Genomic DNA, 20,105 nt, shown 5'->3' on the forward strand with positions numbered 1-20,105 from the left:
CCGGTGATCGAGCCTGTCGAGATCCAGGGCATTCGACAGGCTCAATCACCGGGCGCCGTCAACCGCCGGGGGATAGGACGTTGATGCCCGCATCGACGGCAGCAGCCAGGAGATCGGCGTCATACGCCACCATTAAGTCGGACTGCAGCCGGATGGCTGCGGCCAGATGTATGGCGTCGGCGCTTCGGAGCTTGCCGGGCAGGGCCGCCGCGTACATAAGGTCCGAACGGGCAAGATCGACCAGGTTGATGGCGCCGAGGACCGTATTGACGGGCTCGCCGGGAAATCCGCGACGATGGGCCGCGCAATGAAGTTCCGTATAGAGGAGCATCGAAGCCACCAGCTGGTGGCCCTGGGCTGCAGCGGTTGAGAGGTAGTGGGCGGCCGCGGATGATTCTGGCTCTTCGACCACAAGCTTGAGGACAGCCGACGTGTCCAGGTAGATGATCACCGGTCCCCGCGGAGGTCAGCCAGGATCTCAGCAGTGCCGGCTTCTGACGGGACGCGCGGCAGCGTCTGGAAATCGACCGGACCGCTGGCGGCCGGGCGGACCTGGCCCGCCAGCAGCAGCCGCTCAAAGGGTGACGCCGACGGCGGGATCAAGGTAGCGGCGATCTCGCCGTTGTTCGTTACGTCGATGGTTTCGCCGTTCTTAACGCGCTCCAGGATTTTGCTGCTCTGGTTGCGCAGTTCCCGATGTGGGATGGTCGCCATGGTTACCTCCGTAGCAATCGTAGCAACCTGTGTGCCCGAGGGTAAGGATCAACCACCGCGGGTTTCGAGAGGCTCGGTTTCGGCAGGCTCAACCACCGCCTGCTCCCAGTGGCGCCGGAGCAATTCAGCCAGCCGCTCGGGCTCGATCCGGTGTGGCGGATCGAAATGGTGGCGCTTGGGGAACACTTCCAGGTGGAAGTCCGGGAAGAACACCCTGGACAGCCGGCTGGCGATATCGCCGTAGTCATGGGGATTGCTCAGGCCGCCCAGGGCGAAGTAGACGGGCTGGCGAAAAGCAGCCAATCGCGCCCTCTCCAGGTCATAGTTTTTGAACGTCCGCAGGAACGCCCTGATACCCGCCGGCCGGTTGGCCATCCACGGCGGCGGGGGATCCGGCGGCGGCGGAAGGACGACGTCGGGCTTAACGCCCAGCCTCATGAAGGCGGACATGAACTGTTCCGGCGGGAGTGTTTCCAGCTGCTCGTACTTCTTCCGGAGCTCCGTGTACGCATGGCTCCAGTCCCAGTTCCCGGCCCAGGCAGGTTCCAGCAGCGCCAGGCTCAGCAGCCTGCCAGGGTGCTTGGCAGCGAACGCCAGCGCCGCCGCGCCGCCACCTGAATAGCCCGCCAGATGGAACGTCTCCCATCCCCGGGTATCGGCTTCGCGCAGCACGCCGTCGATCTCTGTGTCCAGGCTCCAGTCCGCCGGCGGCCCATCGTCCGCGTAGAGCTCGAGATCCTTGGCGATTGCCTGGACATCCGGCCCGAGGGCTGCGATGAGTCCGCTGAAGGCGGCCTGGGCGGGGAGTACAGCGCCCGGTAGAAGAACGGCCCGAATTGGTCCCATGGGAGAACGGTACGCCTGGGTTTCGCTCCCCACCAGCTCCCTAACCTCGCAGGCTCGGCCAGGGAACCCTGCGGTCGTGGGCCCAGGCTCAACCACCGGATCTTGGGGGGGCTCAACCACCCGTCTCGTTGGCGGTGGTAAATAGTCCGGAAAATCTCCTGTAGTGTTGATCCTGTTGTTGTGTTTATGCAGTTGGTAGTTCAGGCAGTACGCGCGGTCGAAAGTCCGCGTCTTTCTGAAGTAGCGGTTTTGAACACCCCACACCGGAGGACCCGAAAGTCGGGACTTTTCCTCCACCTTCACGAAGGACAAAAATAATGGCTACTGGTACCGTCAAATGGTTTAACGCTGAAAAGGGCTTCGGCTTCATTTCCCCCGATGACTCCTCACAGGACGTTTTCGCTCACTACTCCGCGATCGCCTCTTCCGGCTTCCGCTCACTCGAAGAGAACCAGAAGGTTTCCTTCGAAACCGAGCAGGGCCCCAAGGGTCCCCAGGCCGTCAACATCCAGGCACTCTAATTCTTTAGAGATTCTGGGGCCTTAGGGTTTCATTATTCAAAGCAGGGCCGGTCACTAGACCGGCCCTGCTTTTGTTAACCCGGATGTGCTTCAAAGCGCCCGACTGGCAACTTGCGAGAAACCCCTTCAAGATAGTCAGTGGGCAAGCAGGGGGGATCGAGTCCATCCCGCCGCGCAGAGAGGCCCGCACTTCGTGCCAATACCAAAACGTCAACTCAGTCCGCTCATCCGCAAGTACGTCAACGGCAGCCGCCCCGCCCAGGCAGAGACCAGAGGCCTCGGCGAGCTCAAGCCGGTGGAGCCCGCCGCCCGCCGGGAGGGGATGCCCGTACTGGGCGATGACCAGGTCTATGTGATGAAATACGGGACGGTCTATCACACGGCGTGGTGTCCGGTGGTGGCCGACACCTGGGACCACGCCCCCAGAAGACTGCTAGTGACCCTCTTGGCCGCTGTGGGGGAGCGAACCCGGTGCGCGGAATGCAACCGGCACGCGAAGGCAGCCAGGGCGTCAGCCGCGCAGGACCACCACCAGCAAGCCCGGCCCACCCCCGAACCCCCACCGCCTGACGCCGTGGTCCCGCTGAAAGTCATCGGGCTGGCCCATGGGATACTCTTCCTGGCCGCAGGGCAGGAGTATCGGGAACGTTTTAAGGAAACCGCCGTGGAGCCGGCCACCCCGCTGTGGGTGGACGGGCGCCGCGACGGCATGGTGGTGCGGCTGGACTCCGCCAGCGACGAACCACTCGTGCTTGTCCAGTTGGACCCCCGCGCCACGTTCCGGAACGGTCCGTACCAGGTGCGCCTGCGTCATCCGCTGCGGCGGTCGGCCACCAAACCCTATGCGGTTGAGTCCGTTGAGTCGGTTGAACCCGCACCATGACGGATCCACGCCGGCACTCTGGCAGGATTAACTCCATGCAGCTTTCCGGAACCGTCCCCGCCATCGACCTCCGGATCAGCATTACGGACACCGAACCGTTGATCTGGCGAAGGCTGCAGGTCCCCGTGACGCGGACAGTTCCCGAGTTCCACCTCGCTGTCCAGGCCGCCTTCGGCTGGGAAAACAGCCACCTCTACGCCATCCGCTGCGTGGACCGCGCCGGAAAGCCGCGGGAGATTGTGGGTCCCCACGACCTCACGGAAGACCTGGACGCAGAGCCGGCCTCCGGCGTCGTCCTTTCCGAACTGCTGGATGCCCAAAAGCCGGGAAGCGCACTGGAATACGAATACGACTTTGGCGACAGCTGGACGCATCACGTGGAGGTGCTTGGTTCGGCGGACCTTCCGGCCGGGGAACTGCTGTGCGTCGATGGCGCCAACCGCGGACCCGTGGAGGACTCCGGCGGGCCCCACGGGTACACACGACTGCTGCAGATCGTCGCCGACCCGGAGCATCCGGAACACGCGGATGCGACGTCCTGGATCTTCGGCGTGACGGGCAAGTACGGCAGCCACTTCGCCCCCGTAACGTTCGACCGTCAGGCCGCCAACCGCAAACTCCGGCTGCTCAGCCTCCAATGGTGGCCGCAGCCACTCGCCGACGAGGAGCGTGACGCCGTGCTGCTGCCGGTCCGCTGGCTGTTGGAAAACGCCGCTCCGGACGGCTTGGAACTCACCAAGGACGGCTACCTGAAGCCCGCCATGGTCAAGCGCGCCATGGACGAGCTCGGCTGGAGCGACCCCATCATGGGCAAGGGAAACCGCGAGACGCACGCACGGCCGGTTCTCGAGCTCCGGCGGAAAACGCTGCCTGGAACGGCCCGCGGAGCTGTGGGACTACCTGGTGGATGCCGTCGGCTGTCAGGAGCACGACGCCGTCCGGCTGGTCACCCGCGTCCACACGGACTGGCACCTCAGTGGCATCGCGCCCACGTGGAACCGCGAGATGGAGGCGATCCGCGGCGCCATGCTGGCCGCCGGGTTTGTCCGGCGTGAAGTTCCTGCTGGCGGTCCCGGCTGTGGGCCGCTCGGTTTAGGTTTCTACAGGCTCAACCACCGGAGGTTGGCAGGATCAACGCCCGTCACTCGTCCGGGTTCGGATTGCGTACGTCCTTTTCGCCGATATCCGCAGCACCCAGAGCGGCCGCGGCAGGGCTGTGGGAGGTGTCATGTAAATGCTGTGCCAGTTCCGGATGGTGGAGGTCCAGGGCGGGACGCTCCGAACGGATCCGGGGCAGCGACCTGAAGTTGTGGCGCGGCGGCGGGCAGGAGGTGGCCCATTCGAGTGAGGCGCCAAAGCCCCACGGGTCATCCACCTCAACGCGCTCCCTGCTGCGCCACGTGATGTAGACGTTCCAGAAGAACGGAATGGTCGAGGCGCCCAGAAGGTATGACGAGATGGTGGAGAACTGGTTCATCCAGGCGAAGTTGTCCTCCACCAGGTAGTCGGCGTAGCGGCGGGGCATGCCCTTGACCCCCAGCCAGTGTTGGATCAGGAAGGTCCCGTGAAAGCCCAGGAACAGCATCCAGAAGTGGATCTTTCCGAGGCGCTCGTTGAGCATCCTGCCGGTGAATTTTGGCCACCAGAAGTAGAAGCCTGCGAACATCGCGAACACCACGGTTCCGAATACCACATAGTGGAAGTGCGCCACCACGAAGTAGGAATCAGATACGTGGAAGTCCAGCGGCGGCGAAGCCAGGATGATCCCGGTCAGACCGCCGAAAAGGAACGTGATCAGGAAGCCGAGGCTCCACAGCATGGGAGTCTCGAACGTCAGGGATCCCCGCCACATGGTGCCGATCCAGTTGAAGAACTTCACACCGGTAGGTACTGCGATCAGCATGGTCATAAAGGCGAAGAACGGCAGCAGCACCGAACCGGTCACGTACATGTGGTGTGCCCACACGGTCATGGACAGGGCGGCGATGGCTATTGTGGCGTAGACAAGGCCCTTGTAGCCGAAGATCGGTTTGCGGCTGAAGACCGGGAAGACCTCCGAGACGATGCCGAAGAACGGCAGCGCGATGATGTAGACCTCGGGGTGGCCGAAGAACCAGAACAGGTGCTGCCACAGAATCGCGCCGCCGTTCTCCGGATCATAGATGTGGGCACCGAACTTGCGGTCGGCCCCCAGGGCAAACAGTGCCGCGGCGAGCGGCGGGAATGCCATGATCACCAGGATGGACGTCACCAGGGCGTTCCAGGTGAAGATGGGCATCCGCCACATGGTCAGGCCCGGGGCGCGCATGCAGATGATGGTGGTGATGAAGTTGACCGCACCCAGAATGGTGCCGAAGCCGGACAGCGCCAGGCCGAAGACCCACAGGTCACCGCCCACGCCGGGGGTGAATGTGGTGTTGTTCAGCGGCGCGTAGGCGAACCAGCCGAACGCCGCTGCGCCCTGCGGGGTGATGAAGCCCGCGACGGCGATGGTGGATCCGAAGAGGAAGAACCAGAAGGCCAGGGCGTTCAGCCGCGGGAATGCGACGTCGGGGGCGCCGATCTGCAGCGGCATGATGAAGTTGGTGAAGCCGGCGAACAGCGGTGTGGCGAACATCAGCAGCATCATGGTGCCGTGCATCGTGAACAGCTGGTTGTACTGCTCCTTGGTCTGCAGGACCTGCATGCCGGGTTCGAAGAGTTCGGCCCGGATCAGCAGGGCCATAACTCCGGCCATGAGGAAGAACACAAACGAGGCGATCAGGTACATGTACCCGATGACTTTGTGGTCAGTGGAGGTGAGCCAGCCGACCACCATGGAGCCTTTGCGCCGCGGCACTACAGGGGGAGCAGCGGTTGAGGCAGTCCCTATTCGTGAATGTCCGGTGATGGCCATTTTTCACCTCACAGATACTTCTGCATGACAGCTATGGGCCCTTTGCATGAGCCCCTAATTGCAGGCTACTCACTAACGCGGCATCCCGAAAGAGTCAGCGCAGGCCCATCGCGTTCCGGACCTCGTCCAAAATGTGGTGGACGGCGGTCTCCGCCCCCACCGCGTCTCCACGGGCCACCGCCGCCGCAACATCCTCGTGGGCCTGTAAGGCTTCGTTCCGCGGTTTGAAGGGCATAAGCCCCTGTTTGGTCCGGCTGGTGAGCACCTCGGCCACCATGCCTTCCAAAGCTGTGAACATCTCATTGCCGCAGCTTTGGAGCAGCAGGCAGTGGAACTCGATGTCCACCGCCAGGAACGCCTCAAGTTCTCCGGCTTCGCCGAGCCGCCGCAGCTCTGCAGCCAGGGCAACCAGCCTGGCCCGTTCCGCGGCGCTCGCCCGGCGGGCAGCACCTGCAGCTGCAATAGGCTCGACGGCGATGCGCAGCTCCGTCAGGCTGCTGTACTGGAGATCGCGCCGGACAGAGCCCAGGCGCCAGCGCACCAGCTTGGGATCGAAGACGTTCCACAGCCTGCGCTCCTGGACCACGATGCCCACCCGCCGGCGCGAGTACACCAGGTTCATGGACTCCAGGACCTTCATGCTGTCCCGCGCAACGGTGCGGGAGATGCCGTACTCCTGCTGGAGGCCCTCAAGGGTCAGCCGGCTGCCCGGAGGAAGGCTCCCTGCCGCGATGGCGGAGCCAACCGCCTCGAGGACGCGTTCATGCATGGCGGGGGAGGCCCCGCCGTCGTGCGCGTCATCCGCGTCTGGTGGTGTCGCCGTCGACATCTTTCCTGCTTTCGTCTGCGCCTGTGCGCCCTCCAATCGTACCGACAAAGTCCCAAAGGTATGACTTGTGACACCAAAAGATAGTATCTGTGGCTCGAAATGGTGATACCTTATCTCCCGGCGCAGTTCCCTGTGAGATGCGCAATGAGCTTTCTTCACTTAGCCAACGGCGTCTTCTTCGGAGGTAAAACATGCAGTATCCAGCCACGCACCTGGTGGTGATGGGCGTTGCCGGTTCCGGCAAGTCCACCATTGCGGCAGCGCTTTCCCAGCAGCTTGGCTGGGCCTGCGCCGAAGCGGACGAGTTCCACCCCCAGCCCAACATCGACAAGATGACCCAGGGCATTCCCCTGCAGGACGGGGACCGCTGGCCTTGGCTGCGGGAAATCCAGGACTGGATGACCGAAAATGCCGCTGCCGGGAGGAGCACAGTGCTCACCTGCTCCGCGCTTAAGCAGAGCTACCGGCAGCTGCTCGCCGACGCACAGGGCCGGGTCCTGTTCATCCACCTCGACGGCGGCGCCGACCTGATCGGCCAGCGCATGCAGGGCCGCGAGGGCCACTTCATGCCGTCCACGCTCCTGCCCAGCCAGCTGGCCACCCTGGAACCGCTGACCGGCAACGAACTTGCCGCCGGCAGCCTCCGCCTGGACATCTCCAACTCCCCGGAGCAGATCGTCGTCGCCGTCCTGGCTGGCCTCGCGCTTCCCGCGGGTTCGGCGCCGAGCGCCCGCCTGGAGCCCAGCGCCAGCTGATCCCGGCGCCTGCTGAGCCCGCCCAATTTTTCCCCAATATTTTCATTAGTTCTGTTTCAAAGGAGAACCATGGTCATCGAAGGATGGACCCAGACGCTGGGCGCAGGACCGCTGCTGCTCATTGCCGCGGCATCGATTTTCGCGCTGCTGTTCCTGATCATCAAGCTGCGGATGCACGCCCTCGTGGCCCTGATCGTGATCAGCCTCGCGACGGCATTCGCCACCGGGATCCCCGCCAACAAGGTGGTGCCGGTGCTGATCGACGGCTTCGGGACCACCCTGGGCACCGTGGCGCTCCTGGTGGGACTGGGCGCCATGCTCGGGCGCATCGTTGAGACCAGCGGCGGCGCCAAGGTGCTGGCCGACTACCTGATCGGCGTGTTCGGCGAAAAGCGTGCACCGTTCGCCCTGGGCCTTGCCTCGCTGATCTTCGGCTTCCCCATCTTCTTCGACGCCGGCCTGGTGGTTATGCTGCCCGTCGTCTTCGCCGTGGCCCACCGCCTGGGCGGGGGAGTGCTGCGCTACGGCCTCCCCGCCGCCGGTGCGTTCTCCGTGATGCACATCTTCCTGCCGCCGCACCCGGGCCCGGTTTCCGCCGCCGCCTTCTTTGACGCCAATATTGGCCTTGTCCTCATCGCCGGCCTCATCACCGCCATCCCCACTTGGTACGTCACTGCCTACCTGTTCGGCCTGTGGACCGGCAAGAAGCTGGTTCTTCCGGTTCCGGAGATCCTGGGCCACGCCAGCGCCGAAGCCGAATCCCACCCGCCGCGCTTCCGCACCATCATCGGCCTGCTGCTCCTGCCGCTCGTCCTGATCTTCATCAACACCGGCCTGAACACCCTTGCCTCGTCCGGAGCGCTCTCCGAGGCCGTCCGGAACGAGCAGTGGTTCCAGGTCCTGCGCACCATCGGTGAAACCCCGGTGGCCCTGCTGATAGCTGTCCTGGTGGCCGTGTTTGTCCTGGGCGCCCGCCGCGGCAAGGACGCTGGCGCCATCGAGAAGCTGCTCGAATCCTCGCTGGGCCCAGTCTGTTCGGTCATCCTGATCACCGGCGCTGGCGGTATGTTCGGCGGCGTGCTCCGCGCCTCCGGCATTGGCGCCGCGCTGGCCGATGTCCTGGGCAACCTGGGCATCCCGCTGATCCTGGCCGGCTTCCTGATCGCCGCCATCCTGCGCATCGCCCAGGGTTCCGCCACCGTGGCCCTGACCACCACCGCTGGCCTGATCGCCCCGGCCGTGGCCGCCGCCGGACTGACCGGCATGCAGATCGCCGCCCTGGTTATTGCCGTGGCAGCAGGCTCCGTGGTGGTCTCCCACGTCAACGACTCCGGCTTCTGGCTGGTGGGCCGCTTCTTCGGCATGGACGTCAAGACCACCCTGCGGACTTGGACCGTCATGGAAACCCTCATCGGCGTGATGGGCTTCGCCATCGCCGCGGTCCTCTTCCTGCTCGCTGGCGTGGCGGGTTAGCGCTCTGACTCCAGCCACGGCTGACTGAAGTACGACGGCGGGGTGTCCAGGGAAACTCTGGGCGCGCCGCCGTCGTCGTACTCCTGGTGCGCCGCTACTTGCGTGGTTTGGCTGCCTTGGGCGCTTTCGGCGGGAGCGCCGCGACGTATTCGAAGGCCTTCTCCACCCAGGCGCTTGCCCGAGCGTCGTCGCCCTCACCCTCGGCGTTCCACACCTCCGGCAGCCCGGTGTAGCCGCCCATGGGCCGCTCCGCCGGGCCGAACGGGACGGTTCGCTCGGTGCTTTCGAGCACCTGCCGCTCTGCGTCGGAGAGCTTCACGCCGATCGTGGAGCCGAACAGTCCGGCGAACATGTTGCCGTTGACGAAGGCGCCCAGGTTGCCGAACATCGGCTTGACCACCACCTCGGGGCTGTCCGGCACTACTGAGCGGAAGCGCTCCTTGGCTTCGTCGGACGCTTTGGCCATCTCCATGTCGCTCTCTCCCAGGGTTGCGGTGTGATTCCTTGTGCAGCTTATGCCCGCCGGTGCGCCGGGGACAGAATTGCCGTACCGATAGGCTGGCAGGAGTCCGCACTCACCTCCCAGGTTCCACCCAACCGAAGGACACCCCTTGACCCAACGCACCATCGTGATCACCGGCGCCAGCGACGGCATCGGCGCGGCAGCCGCGCGGACGCTGACCCAGGCAGGCGACCGGGTGGTCCTCGTCGGCCGTTCCGAGGAGAAGACGCAGGCCATCGCGAAGGAACTCAACGCGGACTACTTCGTCAGCGACTTCGCCGAGCTGGACCAGGTCCGCACGCTCGCCGCGCAGCTGAGGGACGACTACGACCGGATCGACGTCCTGGCCAACAACGCCGGCGGCATCATGGGAAAGCACCAGCTCACCGTGGACGGCAACGAGTCCACCTTCCAGATCAACCACCTGGCGCCGTTCCTGCTCACCACCGAGCTGATGGACGTCCTCACCGCCAGCAACGCCAAGGTCATCAACACCGCCAGCGCGGCCAACGGCTTCGGCAAAATGGACCTCTTCGACCTCAAATCGGAGCACACCTACTCCACCAACCGCGCCTACGGCACCGCCAAACTCGCCAACATCCTCTTCACGTCCGAGCTGCACCGCCGCTTCGGCGAGCAGGGAATCACTACGGCGGCGTTCCACCCGGGCGTGGTCCGCACCAACTTCGCGGCAGAGTCCACCAGCCCCATGCGGCACGCCTACAAAACGCTGCTCAACCGCTTTATGCTCACCCCGGACCAGGGCGCCGACACCCTGCTCTGGCTCAGCAACGGCACCCCCGGCACCGACTGGATCTCCGGCGCCTACTACGCCAAGCGCGCCCTGGCCAAGGCCAACGCGCAGGCGTACGACGCCGAGCTGGCGCAGGGTTTGTGGGAGGCCAGCGAGGCGCTCGTCGCGCGCTGAGTTTCCAACCGGTGGCGGGTCACCCGAGGTAACAAGCGTGCAATATGAACAAGTTCGCATGATTTTAACGAGCGTAATTCGGTGATTGTGCTAATTTCTCTCTGTTGACGCGCATATCTTCGGTACCCGGGACGGGACAGGGGAGTCCGCCCAGCTGCCGCACACCTGCTGACCACCCCCTCCTGGAGACGCCCGTGGAATCCCCCTCACCCCTGACGCTCGACGCGACGCTGGCCTTGAAGCCCGCCGGGCCTGCGCCGGTCCAACCCGGACTCCGCAGATCCATGGGCACCAGGCACCTGGTGATGATCGCCATGGGCGGCGTCATCGGATCGGGCCTGTTCCTCAGTTCGGGCTACACCATTTCCCAGGCCGGTCCGCTGGGCGCGGTGCTCGCCTACCTCGTGGGCGCGTTTGTGGTGTACATGGTGATGGCATGCCTGGGTGAGCTGGCCATCGCCTATCCGGTGTCCGGCGCCTTCCACATCTACGCCGCCCGCTCCATCGGGCCCGCCACCGGATTCGCCACCGCCTGGCTGTACTGGCTTTGCTGGGCGGTGGCCATCGGCTCCGAATTCACCGCGTCCGGGCTGCTTATGCAGCGCTGGTTCCCGGACGTTGACGTGTGGATCTGGTGCCTGATTTTCGCTGCCGTGCTGTTTGGCTTCAACGCGGTGTCCGCCAGGTTCTTCGGCGAATCCGAATTCTGGTTCGCCATCATCAAGGTGGGCGCCATTATCGGCCTGATCGTCCTCGGCGGCGCCGCACTGTTTGGGTTCCGTCCGCTCAGCGACGGTGGCAGCCACCCCTTCCTCTTCGAGAACTTCAACACGGCGGGCGGCCTCTTTCCTAACGGCTTCACCGGCGTCCTGGTCACCGTGCTCGCCGTCTTCTACGCCTTCTCGGGGTCCGAGCTGATCGGCGTGGCAGCGGGCGAAACCAAGGACCCCACCACCAACATCCCCAAAGCCATGCGCACCACGGTGATCCGGCTGCTGATCTTCTTCGTCGGCGCCATCGCCGTCATCGCAGCCACCATCCCGTACACCGAGGTGGGCCTGGACGAGAGCCCGTTCGTCACGGTCTTCTCCGCTATCGGGATCCCGTTCGCCGCCGACATCATGAACTTCGTTATCATCACGGCCCTCCTCTCCGCCGGAAACAGCGGCCTCTTCTCCTGCGCCAGGATGCTCTACTCGCTGGCCGACGAGGGCCACGCGCCGCAGGCCTTCCGTCGCCTCACCCGCCGCGGCATCCCGATGATCGCCCTGTCCGTGAGCATGGTGGGTGGCATCGCGTCCCTCATCAGCAGCGTGGTGGCCCCGGAGACGGTGTACCTGGTGCTGGTGTCAGTCGCCGGGTTCGCCGTGGTGGGCGTCTGGATGTCCATCACCGCCTCGCACTACTTCCACCGGCGTGCCTTCGTGCGGAACGGCGGGGACGTGGGCGCCCTTGCCTACAAGGCGCCGCTGTTCCCGCTGGTGCCCATCCTGGCGTTCACGCTCTGCGTCATCTCGCTGGTAGGCATCGCCTTGGACCCCAACCAGGTAGCCGCCCTCTACTTCGGCATCCCGTTCGTCGCCGCCTGCTACGCCTACTTCTACTTCCGGCACGGCCGCAAACGTCCGACGGCGGCAGTCCAGTAACCAGCCCCAAGTCACTTGCGTCACCGACCCCGGGCCCCGTGGAAGAATAGGGCGAGCACCGGCAGTGAGGGGTAACAAGCGTGGATTCGTCCGCTGACGCGTCATCGTTGGCGCAAGGGCTCTGGATTGTCCGCCTGGTGGTTGACCGGGAGAAACGCGGGCGGCAGCTGCTGGGCGTTTCCCAGCTTGCGGCGGAGCTGGACATGGACCAGGGCCGCGTGTCGCGGCTGGCGCAGGAACTGTGCGATCTGGGTTTGCTGGAGCGGGTGGACCGAGGACCCTTCCGGACCGGGCCGCGGTTCTTCAGCCTTGCTGCCTCGCTCAACACCGGCTGGGTGCGTGAAGCCAAGCCCGAACTCGAGTCATTGGTTTCCGCCCTGGGGCTGCGGACGCGGCTCTCCGTCCGGGACGGGTTCCGGGCGATCCTGGTGCGCGCCTCCAGTAACGACGCCGCCCTGGGCAGCTTCGTTGCGCCGGGCATGGTGACGCCGGTATGGTGCACCGGCGCCGGCAGGGCCCTGCTCTGGGACCATGACCTGCCTGCCCTGGACCAGCTGCTGCGCGAGGTGAACTTCATCGGCGTGGGCGGCCCTGGCGCGGCGCACTCCGTCGGTGAAGTCTGGAAGCTGATGGCCCGCGACCTGCAACGCGGCTACATCACCTCCGACGAGGAATTTGAGCATGACATCGTGGAGCTGGCCGTCGCGGTCCGTGACGGGGGCGGCAACATCCTGGCCGCACTCAGCGTGCTGGGACGCCGGGCCGAAGTGGGCGGTGACGCCGCGGGCATTGCCACTGTTCTGCGCGGCGCCGCGGACCACCTCGGCTCCCTCGCCGCCGACCGCTAGCTGGTCGCCAGAGTGTCCTTACACGAGGAGCCCCGGCCCCTTCTATTTGGGAGTGCGGGTGCGGGACAATGTTCCTACAGCGCCCTCGTGAGGTTGGTGCTGGCAAATGCCTGAAAGGTCCTTTAGGGAAGGGTGTGGATAAGTATGTCCGAAGAAAACAAGGCCTTGGCGCGTCGTTCTTGGGAGGCCCCGGATAACCTGGACATCATCGACGAGGTGTACGCCCCCGATCTCGTCTGGCACGACCCCGGTCAAGAGATCCACGGCACGGAGGAAGCCAAGCAGTTTATCGCCATGTACAAATCCGCTTTCCCCGACATGAGCGCAACCGTTGAGGACGAGATAGCCGAAGGGGATAAGGTCGTCACCCGCTGGACGCTACGCGGCAGCCACCAGGGAGAGATAGAGGAGTTTGGCCCTCCCACTGGGAGGCAAGTAGAGATCAAAGGCATTTCCGTCAGCCGCATCGAAGGAGGCAAGATAGTCGAGGAGTGGAATAGCTACGATAATCTGGGCGTGATGCAGCAACTTGGGCTCGTCCCTGAAAAGTAGCACGCCGACAGTTGGCTGCTTACTGGCCGGGGTCCTTACCCAGACTCTCTGTGGGGGCTTTGGCTCTGGCTATCCGATTTCTCTAGTGAGTTGTTCTAGGTCACACCCTTAGACCCGCGACCCCTCCACACGCTCAGGAGCGGCAACATCCAGATCCGCTAGCCTTTGCCCGGGCTGGTAGCCAAGCCTGGTCTCGAGCCATCGTCCCTGCTCCACCAGGGCCGCCGCGCAGCCGGTCCGGCGCGGCTCCAGGCGGGCCTTGGTGCCTACGATCTGCAGCGCCGCCGCCACATCGCCCTTGAAATCCCGGACGGGGACGGCCAGCGAATAGAGCCCTGGCTCCGCTTCCTCATCCACCACTGAGTAACCCCGCACCCGCGCCGCAGCCAGCCGCACCAGGAAGTCGTCGACGTCGGACGGGGTATTGGGGCCGTGCCGCACAAAGTCGACGCCTGCGAACACCGTCCGCACCTCGGCTTCCGGCGACTCCCACAGCACAGCCTGGCCGGCGTCGCTGCAGTACGCGGGGTAGGGCCTGCCCAGCCATGAGCCCACCAGGTTGCTGCTGGCCGGAACGCTTTCGCCGATGGTTAAGGTGCTCGCGCCGTGCAGCACGCCCAGGAAGCACCCCTCATCGGTGTCGCGGGCCAGCCGCTCCAGCGCCACGGCGCCGTCTGTGTGCAGCCTCCGCCCCGTCAGCTGCTGCGCGTCGGTCAGGATGGACCAGTCCAAAGTGTAGGTGCGCTCGAGGGTCCGGCCGAGGAATCCCTCCTGCTCACCGCTGCGGAGATTCCGCGAGACCTGGCTGCGGTCCTTGCCCAGGTCGGCGGCGATCCCGGCTGCGGTGCCACCCGGAAGTCCGGCCTCATGCCGTGCGCCCAGGGCCAGGATGGCCATCATGCCACGGCCCATGCTGGAGGTTTTCGACATAGGCCAGAGTCTAGTGGAGCTTCCGGGAGCCAGCCCGGTAACAGTTCGCCATGCTCGTTACCAGCATGTCCAGTTGCTTATGATGAACAGAATGCCCTTCACGCCACCGACCCCGGGAGCTCACGCCATGCCCCGCAACACCGCGCTGTCCCAACTGCTTGCTGCCGGAGCGCATCTCACGGCCGACGGCGCCCTCGCTACCGAACTTGAAGCGCGCGGCTGCAGCCTGGATGATCCGCTGTGGTCGGCCAAGGTCCTGCTGGAGCAGCCGCAGCTGATCCGTGACGTGCACCGCGACTACTTCGAAGCCGGGGCCAACGTGGCTACCACCGCCAGCTACCAGGCCACACCGCTGGGGTTCTCCCAGCGTGGGCTATCTGAGGACGCTGCACTGGACCTGGTCAGGCTCTCAGTCCGCCTGGCCGATGACGCCCGGCGCGGACACCTCGCCCGGCACCCACAAGCAGGTTCGCTGCTGATCGCCGGATCAGTCGGCCCGTACGGCGCCTACCTCGCGGACGGCTCGGAGTACCGCGGGGACTACGTCCTGGACACCGAGGCCTTCAAGGATTTCCACCGGCCCCGCATCGCGGCCCTGGTGGATGCCGGAGCCGACTTCCTGGCCTGCGAGACGCTGCCGTCCCTTGCCGAAGCAGAGGCGCTGCTGGCACTGACCGGGGAGTTCGACGTCGAATCCTGGTTCTCGTTCTCGCTGCGGGACGGTGCGCACATCAGCGACGGCACTCCGTTGGCTGCGGTATCGGAGCTCTGCGGGTCCGAGCCGCGGGTGGTGGCCGTGGGCGTGAACTGCGTGCCGCTGAACCTGGTCCCGGCCGCCCTTGCAGCCCTCGGCACGGCGGGCTCCAAACCGCTGGTCACGTATCCAAACTCCGGCGAAAGCTACGACGCCGCCACCAAAACCTGGGCACCCGCATCAGGCAATGCCGCTGAAGCGGTCAAAGCCCACCCCGCAGGCCTTGCAGCCGGAGCCGGTGCCTGGCGGGAGCTCGGGGCACGCATCGTGGGAGGCTGCTGCCGCACCACGCCACGGGACATTGCCGCACTGGCTGCAGGCCGGCCTGCCGAGCCGCCACGGGACCCTGAGTGAGCTGTCGTCCTAGGATGAGTCACTTTCTTCCCGGGTTGGATACCCAAGGTGGCGCCGGATATCTGCGAGCTCACTTTTGAGCTCCTCAACCTGGAGTTTGTACTTGAGGAATTCGGCTTTACGGCGTTGTGCGTCCGCATAGCTGACAATTAGGGCGGCCAGCCCCAACGGCAGGGCGAGAGCTAACGCCCAGCCTGCTGCCACGAAGAATTCCATTGCCACGGGAAGAGCAGCCCGGAAGTCGACAAATTGGTTGACGCTGTCAGCCACTCCGTGAATGACGTCGTCGAGGGAGCCCATAAAACGTCCGATAACGGGGGTCTCCGTGAGTGGGGGAGCGCTGATGCGGTCCTCGGCTTTGCTGCCCCAGCGGGGATCGCCAACATGATTCAGAACGTAGATACCTGCCCCGGCGCTTGTACCCATATATACGATCACGGAACCGAGTGCAGCCAAATGGAGCCGGCGTTGGCGCCAGAAGGCCAGCAGCAGCCCGGTGGCGATGGCAAAGATCCAGGTAAGGGCCTTGAACCAGTCAAGGCTGACGCCGCTCACTACGTCCACAGTTACCGCGATTCTTTAGAACTTCCCAGTGCAGGCTAAACCGTAACCCATTCCGCTGCCCACGGGACGATGACCCGAAAGCTGAACTGCAGCCGGACAAGGCGAAGGGTCCACCCCTTCCTCAGAGATGCACCCTTCGCCTGTGCTCGGTCAGTCCTTCTTGAAGGCGTCCTTAACCTTCTCGCCGGCCTGTTTCAGATCGCCCTTTGCCTGGTCGGTCTGACCTTCCCTCCGCAGGCTTTCGTCGCCCGTCGCCTTGCCGGCAGCTTCCTTGCCCTTGCCGCCCGCCTTCTCAGCAGCGTTCTCGATCTTGTCGCCCAGTCCCATGGTGTTTCCTCCTCTGGTTGGCAGTTGTCCTATCCGGACAGTCATATCATAAGCATGCTTACAATTATCATTCCAGCCCAGACGAGCTGCGTGAATTATCGCCACCCTGTCTGCCCAGTCGGGCAGGCCGGCCCCCGGGGTCAAAGTCCGTGCCGTAGTCGCCTACGAACGTTCCGGCCGTGCCCGCACGACGTCAGCGGCGCTGTCCGACTCACCCCCCGCGCTGAGGCCAGCGACCACGCCGTCGATATCGGCGTCGGGCCGGTTCTGGCTGAGTTTGGTCTTCGCCTCGATCCTGGTGATCAGCAGTTCGATGCCCACGATGCCGCGAAGCTGGCCAGAGATGTAACGCTCCGGCGCATCGTCCACGCTCCACGGGTGGTCAAAGCCCGCCTCGTGGACGCCGGTGAGCCGCCTGACCTGGCCGGCAACCCAGGCCGGGTCGTCGTGGACCACGAGGCGGCCATATACGTGCGCCGTGGAGTAGTTCCAGGTGGGTACAACGCGCCCGTGCTCGGCCTTGGACGCGTACCAGGAGGGCGAGACGTAGGCGTCCGCCCCCTGGATGATCATGAGTGATTCTCCGATCGCTGGCTCGGACCACTGGGTGTTGTTCCGGGCCACGTGTGCCAGCAGTGCACCGTGTTCGCCGATGGAGGGGTCGTAGACGAAGGGCAGCAGGGTGGCGAGCAGGCCCTGCGAGGTCTTGGTGACCAGGTTGGCTGCGGCCGGCCGGGTGAGGAGGTGGCTGATGGAGTCGGGGCTGGCTGCGAAATGGGCTGGGGTGTACATGGGTCTAATCCTTTGCTGGCTGGAGGGTTCTTGTGGCGTGGAGGATGGCTGGTTGAGCGGGGGTTGGCCTGACCCGGACGGCGGCGCCGGCGCAGAGGATAACGGCAACGCCGCCGATGATGGTGGCCCACGTCAGGGTTTCGCCGAGCAGGAGGCCCGCCCAGCAGATGCTCAGCACCGGCTGGATGAGCTGGATCTGGCTGACCTGGGCGATGGGGCCGATGGCCAGGCCGCGGTACCAGGCGAAGAAGCCCAGGAACATGCTCACCACACCGAGGTAGGCAAAAGCGAGCCACTGGACAGGGCTGGCGGACGGCGGCTGCTGGGCGACGGAGACTGCCGCGAGGAACACCATCAGCGGCGAGGCGAGCACCAGCGCCCAGGACACGGTCTGCCAGGCGCCGAGCTCGCGGGCCAGCAGTCCGCCCTCCGAGTAGCCGATGGCCGCCGCCGCCACGGCGCCGAGGAGCAGCAGGTCAGCCCCATGCAGCTGTCCGAACCCGCCGGACTGCATCGAAGCGAAGACGATGGCCGCAAGGGCTCCCGCCCCGGTGATCAGCCAGAACGCCAGTGGCGGACGCTCACGCCCGCGGAGGACTGCGGCCGTCGCCGTCGCGGCCGGGAGCAGGGCGATCACCACGGCGCTGTGGCTGGCCGGCGTGCTGGTGAGCGCGAACGACGTGAGCAGGGGAAACCCGACGACGACGCCGGCGGCCACCACTGCGAGGCGCGCCCATTGCACGCCGCGGGGGAGTCGTTGCCGTGTCAGTGCGAGGGCGAAGGCGGCCAGTACGGCGGCCACCACTGCGCGGCCGGAGCCGATGAACAGCGGGGACAGGCCTGCGACGGCGATTTTGGTGAACGGAACAGTGAACGAGAATGCCGCTACTCCGACGAGGCCCAACCAGAGTCCAGAGGGCTGACGGGACGGTACCACTGGCCGAATAAGCCTAGTAGCGCTACTGTTGTCTCTCATGAACAACGATAGCAGTTCCCGGATCGTGGCGCACCTGAAAAAATGGATCGCCGAGGCCGCGCCCGGGGCGAAGCTGCCGTCCACCCGCTCGCTGGTGGCCGAGTACCAGGCTAGCCCGGTCACGGTGCAGAAGGCCCTGCAGACCCTCACGGCGCACGGCATGATCGAGACCCGGCCCGGCGTCGGGACCTTCGTGCGGGCCGTCCGGACTGCCCGGCCGTCGGACTACGGCTGGCAGACGGCGGCCCTCCGTTCCCCGCTGGCGCTGCTGCCCCCGGCCTCCAGCACCATGCGAAGTGTGGCGAACGATGCCATCTCCTTCCACTCCGGCTACCCGGACCGCGAACTCCTGCCCGAGCGGCTGGTACGTGCCGCCCTCACCCGTGCGGCCCGTGGTGATGCAGCCTTGTCCCGTCCGCCCGCAGCCGGGCTGCCGGAACTGCAGTCGTGGTTCGCCCACGAACTCGGTGCGTCGACCCCGGCGGGGATCACGCCGCCGAACCCGAGCGACGTCGTCGTACTTCCTGGAAGCCAGAGCGGACTCAGCTCCATCTTCACTGCGCTGGTGGGCCGCGGACAGCCGCTGCTGATGGAATCGCCGTCCTATTGGGGCGCCATCCTGGCCGCAGCGCAGGCGGGCGTGCGCGTTGTCCCGGTGCCCACCGGACCGGACGGACCGGACGCGGCGGAGCTGGCACGCGCTTTTGAGGAGTCCGGCGCGCGGCTGTTCTATGCCCAGCCCAACTACGCGAACCCCACGGGCGCCCAGTGGTCTGCCGAACGGCGTGAACAGGTCCTGGACGTGGTGCGCGCGAAGGGTGCGTTCCTTGTGGAGGACGACTGGGCGCACGACTTCGGTATCACCTCCAATCCCGTGCCCGTCGCCTCCCGCGACGACTCCGGCCACGTTGTCTACCTGCGCTCGCTGACCAAGAGCGTGTCGCCGTCGATCCGCGTCGCCGCGGTCATAGCCCGCGGCCCGGCACGTGAACGCATCCTGGCGGACCGGGCGGCCGAGTCGATGTATGTCAGTGGCTTTCTCCAGGCGGCAGCGCTCGACGTCGTTACGCAGCCCGGGTGGCAAACGCACCTTCGCAGCCTCCGCCACCAGCTCGAGTCCCGCCGCGACCTGCTGGTCACAAGCCTGCGCCGGCACGCCCCGCAGGCGCACATCGAGCAGGTACCCAAGGGTGGCCTGAACCTCTGGGCGCGCCTGCCGGACGGGACCGACCTCGAACGGCTGACCCGCGGCTGCGAAACCGCCGGGGTGATCATCGCCGGCGGCAACGAGTGGTTCCCGGCCGAGCCGGCAGGTCCGTTTATCCGACTCAACTACTCCGGGACGAATCCGGGCGCCTTCCCGGAAGGCGCCCGGATCATTGGCCAGGCACTGGAACGGAACGGGGGCTAGGGGTCAGCCGGCCAGTAGGCGGAAGCTATGCGCCCAGCAGTGCGTAGGTGCTGATCACGTTGCCTTTGCTGGTCTTGTACTGGTCCTTCAGGCTGAGGCGCGTGACGGGGTCGCCGTCCTCGAACAGACGCCTGCCGCTGCCGGCCACCACCGGGTGGGTCATGAGGGTCAGCTCGTCCAGCAGGCCGGCGAACAGCAGCTGGCGCACAACGGAAATGCTGCCGGTTACGGCAATTTCGCCGCCGTCGCGCGCTTTCAGGCCGGACACGAAGTCCTCCAGCGGTCCCTCGATCAGATGGGAGTTCTGCCACTCGAGCGGTTCCGTCAGCGTCCGGGAGGCCACAAACTTCTCCACCGGGTTAATGAAGCCGGCAAAGTCGTCATCCACGGACGCGTTAGGCCAGTAACCGGCCCACTCCTGGTAGCTGACCCGGCCCAGCACCACCGTGTCCACTCGCTCCATCATGTCCGTCATGCCCTTGCCCAGGTCCTCGTCGAAGCTGTCAAATTGCCAGAGAAACGGGTCCGAGACCACGCCATCAACGGAGTGGAACAGGCCGGACGTGACTTTGCGCATGAGGTCCTCCAAGGTCAGGGGCAGTTG

General features: G+C 65.5%; 23 protein-coding genes. 11 read left to right on the forward strand and 12 right to left on the reverse strand.

Annotated elements, in window-relative coordinates:
• Nucleotides 1-58: 58 nt before the first annotated feature.
• From ACX80V_RS05790 to ACX80V_RS05800, 3 genes are read right to left on the reverse strand one after another with little or no spacing between them, the layout of a single operon-like run.
• Nucleotides 59-451, reverse strand: a complete 393-nt coding sequence (locus ACX80V_RS05790; RefSeq protein ID WP_485842356.1) for a type II toxin-antitoxin system VapC family toxin — start codon at nt 449-451, stop codon at nt 59-61.
• The gene (locus ACX80V_RS05795) at nt 448-714 is read right to left on the reverse strand and encodes a type II toxin-antitoxin system Phd/YefM family antitoxin (protein ID WP_485842357.1); all 267 of its coding nucleotides are present in this window, start codon (nt 712-714) and stop codon (nt 448-450) included. Before ACX80V_RS05795 ends, ACX80V_RS05790 begins: the two co-directional genes overlap by 4 nt.
• A gap of 48 nt (nt 715-762) precedes the next feature.
• Nucleotides 763-1,560, reverse strand: a complete 798-nt coding sequence (locus ACX80V_RS05800) for an alpha/beta fold hydrolase (protein WP_485842358.1) — start codon at nt 1,558-1,560, stop codon at nt 763-765.
• A gap of 317 nt (nt 1,561-1,877) precedes the next feature.
• Between ACX80V_RS05800 and ACX80V_RS05805 the strand changes: the two genes are divergently transcribed.
• From ACX80V_RS05805 to ACX80V_RS05815, 3 genes are all read left to right on the forward strand, one after another.
• Nucleotides 1,878-2,081, forward strand: a complete 204-nt coding sequence (locus ACX80V_RS05805) for a cold-shock protein (protein WP_024365339.1) — start codon at nt 1,878-1,880, stop codon at nt 2,079-2,081.
• Between the two features lie 193 nt (nt 2,082-2,274).
• Complete coding sequence (locus ACX80V_RS05810) at nt 2,275-2,964, forward strand: hypothetical protein (protein ID WP_485842359.1); 690 nt, start codon at nt 2,275-2,277, stop codon at nt 2,962-2,964.
• A gap of 35 nt (nt 2,965-2,999) precedes the next feature.
• On the forward strand, nt 3,000-4,019 hold the full coding sequence (locus ACX80V_RS05815; protein ID WP_485842360.1) for a plasmid pRiA4b ORF-3 family protein: 1,020 nt from the start codon (nt 3,000-3,002) through the stop codon (nt 4,017-4,019).
• Between the two features lie 86 nt (nt 4,020-4,105).
• Here the strand turns inward: ACX80V_RS05815 and ctaD are convergent, their stop codons facing one another.
• Nucleotides 4,106-5,860 (reverse strand): aa3-type cytochrome oxidase subunit I, encoded by a 1,755-nt coding sequence (gene ctaD / locus ACX80V_RS05820; RefSeq protein ID WP_485842361.1) that lies wholly within the window; start codon nt 5,858-5,860, stop codon nt 4,106-4,108.
• A gap of 94 nt (nt 5,861-5,954) precedes the next feature.
• The gene (locus ACX80V_RS05825) at nt 5,955-6,689 is read right to left on the reverse strand and encodes a FadR/GntR family transcriptional regulator (RefSeq protein ID WP_485842362.1); all 735 of its coding nucleotides are present in this window, start codon (nt 6,687-6,689) and stop codon (nt 5,955-5,957) included.
• Nucleotides 6,690-6,880: 191 nt separating this feature from the next.
• On the opposite strand from ACX80V_RS05825, the gene ACX80V_RS05830 reads away from it, so the two are divergent.
• Together ACX80V_RS05830 and ACX80V_RS05835 are read left to right on the forward strand one after the other, a co-directional pair.
• Nucleotides 6,881-7,444, forward strand: a complete 564-nt coding sequence (locus ACX80V_RS05830) for a gluconokinase (protein WP_485842363.1) — start codon at nt 6,881-6,883, stop codon at nt 7,442-7,444.
• A 69-nt stretch (nt 7,445-7,513) separates the two neighbouring features.
• Entirely contained in the window at nt 7,514-8,917 is a 1,404-nt protein-coding gene (locus ACX80V_RS05835; RefSeq protein ID WP_485842364.1) for a GntP family permease, read from the forward strand.
• 94 nt (nt 8,918-9,011) lie between these two features.
• Here ACX80V_RS05835 and ACX80V_RS05840 read toward each other — a convergent pair whose 3' ends face one another.
• Entirely contained in the window at nt 9,012-9,389 is a 378-nt protein-coding gene (locus ACX80V_RS05840; protein ID WP_485842365.1) for a TfoX/Sxy family protein, read from the reverse strand.
• A gap of 139 nt (nt 9,390-9,528) precedes the next feature.
• Here ACX80V_RS05840 and ACX80V_RS05845 point away from each other — a divergent pair, with 139 nt between their 5' ends.
• The 4 genes from ACX80V_RS05845 (at nt 9,529) to ACX80V_RS05860 (ending at nt 13,393) form a co-directional block, all read left to right on the forward strand.
• A complete protein-coding gene (locus tag ACX80V_RS05845) occupies nt 9,529-10,347 on the forward strand; it encodes an SDR family NAD(P)-dependent oxidoreductase (protein ID WP_485842366.1) in 819 nt (272 codons plus the stop codon).
• Nucleotides 10,348-10,541: 194 nt separating this feature from the next.
• Nucleotides 10,542-11,993 carry an amino acid permease gene (locus ACX80V_RS05850; protein WP_485842367.1) on the forward strand — a complete coding sequence of 484 codons (1,452 nt, stop codon included), beginning with the start codon at nt 10,542-10,544 and terminating at the stop codon, nt 11,991-11,993.
• 80 nt (nt 11,994-12,073) lie between these two features.
• Nucleotides 12,074-12,841, forward strand: coding sequence for an IclR family transcriptional regulator (locus ACX80V_RS05855; protein ID WP_485842368.1), 768 nt, complete (start codon nt 12,074-12,076; stop codon nt 12,839-12,841).
• 144 nt (nt 12,842-12,985) lie between these two features.
• Nucleotides 12,986-13,393, forward strand: a complete 408-nt coding sequence (locus ACX80V_RS05860) for an ester cyclase (protein WP_485842369.1) — start codon at nt 12,986-12,988, stop codon at nt 13,391-13,393.
• 108 nt (nt 13,394-13,501) lie between these two features.
• Here the strand turns inward: ACX80V_RS05860 and ACX80V_RS05865 are convergent, their stop codons facing one another.
• Entirely contained in the window at nt 13,502-14,323 is an 822-nt protein-coding gene (locus tag ACX80V_RS05865) for an IclR family transcriptional regulator (protein WP_485842370.1), read from the reverse strand.
• 127 nt (nt 14,324-14,450) lie between these two features.
• Here ACX80V_RS05865 and mmuM point away from each other — a divergent pair, with 127 nt between their 5' ends.
• Nucleotides 14,451-15,431 (forward strand): homocysteine S-methyltransferase, encoded by a 981-nt coding sequence (gene mmuM, locus ACX80V_RS05870; protein ID WP_485842371.1) that lies wholly within the window; start codon nt 14,451-14,453, stop codon nt 15,429-15,431.
• Nucleotides 15,432-15,440: 9 nt separating this feature from the next.
• Here the strand turns inward: mmuM and ACX80V_RS05875 are convergent, their stop codons facing one another.
• The 4 genes from ACX80V_RS05875 to ACX80V_RS05890 form a co-directional block, all read right to left on the reverse strand.
• Nucleotides 15,441-15,995, reverse strand: a complete 555-nt coding sequence (locus tag ACX80V_RS05875; RefSeq protein ID WP_485842372.1) for a hypothetical protein — start codon at nt 15,993-15,995, stop codon at nt 15,441-15,443.
• A 150-nt stretch (nt 15,996-16,145) separates the two neighbouring features.
• Complete coding sequence (locus ACX80V_RS05880; protein WP_058929733.1) at nt 16,146-16,322, reverse strand: CsbD family protein; 177 nt, start codon at nt 16,320-16,322, stop codon at nt 16,146-16,148.
• Between the two features lie 162 nt (nt 16,323-16,484).
• Nucleotides 16,485-17,114 carry an FMN-binding negative transcriptional regulator gene (locus ACX80V_RS05885; RefSeq protein ID WP_485842373.1) on the reverse strand — a complete coding sequence of 210 codons (630 nt, stop codon included), beginning with the start codon at nt 17,112-17,114 and terminating at the stop codon, nt 16,485-16,487.
• 4 nt (nt 17,115-17,118) lie between these two features.
• Nucleotides 17,119-18,090 carry a DMT family transporter gene (locus ACX80V_RS05890; protein WP_485842374.1) on the reverse strand — a complete coding sequence of 324 codons (972 nt, stop codon included), beginning with the start codon at nt 18,088-18,090 and terminating at the stop codon, nt 17,119-17,121.
• Here ACX80V_RS05890 and ACX80V_RS05895 point away from each other — a divergent pair.
• Nucleotides 18,089-19,501 (forward strand): aminotransferase-like domain-containing protein, encoded by a 1,413-nt coding sequence (locus ACX80V_RS05895; RefSeq protein ID WP_485842375.1) that lies wholly within the window; start codon nt 18,089-18,091, stop codon nt 19,499-19,501. The genes ACX80V_RS05890 and ACX80V_RS05895 overlap by 2 nt on opposite strands.
• A gap of 25 nt (nt 19,502-19,526) precedes the next feature.
• Here the strand turns inward: ACX80V_RS05895 and ACX80V_RS05900 are convergent, their stop codons facing one another.
• The gene (locus ACX80V_RS05900) at nt 19,527-20,078 is read right to left on the reverse strand and encodes a dihydrofolate reductase family protein (RefSeq protein ID WP_485842376.1); all 552 of its coding nucleotides are present in this window, start codon (nt 20,076-20,078) and stop codon (nt 19,527-19,529) included.
• Nucleotides 20,079-20,105: the final 27 nt, after the last annotated feature.

This window comes from Pseudarthrobacter arbutini (assembly GCF_054510915.1).

Excerpts from the sequence above, each read along its gene's own strand:
- ACX80V_RS05795 (WP_485842357.1), bottom strand. The coding sequence starts at position 714 with ATGGCGACCATCCCACATCGGGAACTGCGCAACCAGAGCAGCAAAATC.
- ACX80V_RS05800 (WP_485842358.1), bottom strand. The coding sequence starts at position 1,560 with ATGGGACCAATTCGGGCCGTTCTTCTACCGGGCGCTGTACTCCCCGCC.
- ACX80V_RS05805 (WP_024365339.1), top strand. The coding sequence starts at position 1,878 with ATGGCTACTGGTACCGTCAAATGGTTTAACGCTGAAAAGGGCTTCGGC.
- ACX80V_RS05815 (WP_485842360.1), top strand. The coding sequence starts at position 3,000 with ATGCAGCTTTCCGGAACCGTCCCCGCCATCGACCTCCGGATCAGCATT.
- ctaD (WP_485842361.1), bottom strand. The coding sequence starts at position 5,860 with ATGGCCATCACCGGACATTCACGAATAGGGACTGCCTCAACCGCTGCT.
- ACX80V_RS05825 (WP_485842362.1), bottom strand. The coding sequence starts at position 6,689 with ATGTCGACGGCGACACCACCAGACGCGGATGACGCGCACGACGGCGGG.
- ACX80V_RS05830 (WP_485842363.1), top strand. The coding sequence starts at position 6,881 with ATGCAGTATCCAGCCACGCACCTGGTGGTGATGGGCGTTGCCGGTTCC.
- ACX80V_RS05835 (WP_485842364.1), top strand. The coding sequence starts at position 7,514 with ATGGTCATCGAAGGATGGACCCAGACGCTGGGCGCAGGACCGCTGCTG.
- ACX80V_RS05840 (WP_485842365.1), bottom strand. The coding sequence starts at position 9,389 with ATGGAGATGGCCAAAGCGTCCGACGAAGCCAAGGAGCGCTTCCGCTCA.
- ACX80V_RS05860 (WP_485842369.1), top strand. The coding sequence starts at position 12,986 with ATGTCCGAAGAAAACAAGGCCTTGGCGCGTCGTTCTTGGGAGGCCCCG.
- ACX80V_RS05865 (WP_485842370.1), bottom strand. The coding sequence starts at position 14,323 with ATGTCGAAAACCTCCAGCATGGGCCGTGGCATGATGGCCATCCTGGCC.
- mmuM (WP_485842371.1), top strand. The coding sequence starts at position 14,451 with ATGCCCCGCAACACCGCGCTGTCCCAACTGCTTGCTGCCGGAGCGCAT.
- ACX80V_RS05880 (WP_058929733.1), bottom strand. The coding sequence starts at position 16,322 with ATGGGACTGGGCGACAAGATCGAGAACGCTGCTGAGAAGGCGGGCGGC.
- ACX80V_RS05885 (WP_485842373.1), bottom strand. The coding sequence starts at position 17,114 with ATGTACACCCCAGCCCATTTCGCAGCCAGCCCCGACTCCATCAGCCAC.
- ACX80V_RS05895 (WP_485842375.1), top strand. The coding sequence starts at position 18,089 with ATGAACAACGATAGCAGTTCCCGGATCGTGGCGCACCTGAAAAAATGG.
- ACX80V_RS05890 (WP_485842374.1), bottom strand. The coding sequence starts at position 18,090 with ATGAGAGACAACAGTAGCGCTACTAGGCTTATTCGGCCAGTGGTACCG.
- ACX80V_RS05900 (WP_485842376.1), bottom strand. The coding sequence starts at position 20,078 with ATGCGCAAAGTCACGTCCGGCCTGTTCCACTCCGTTGATGGCGTGGTC.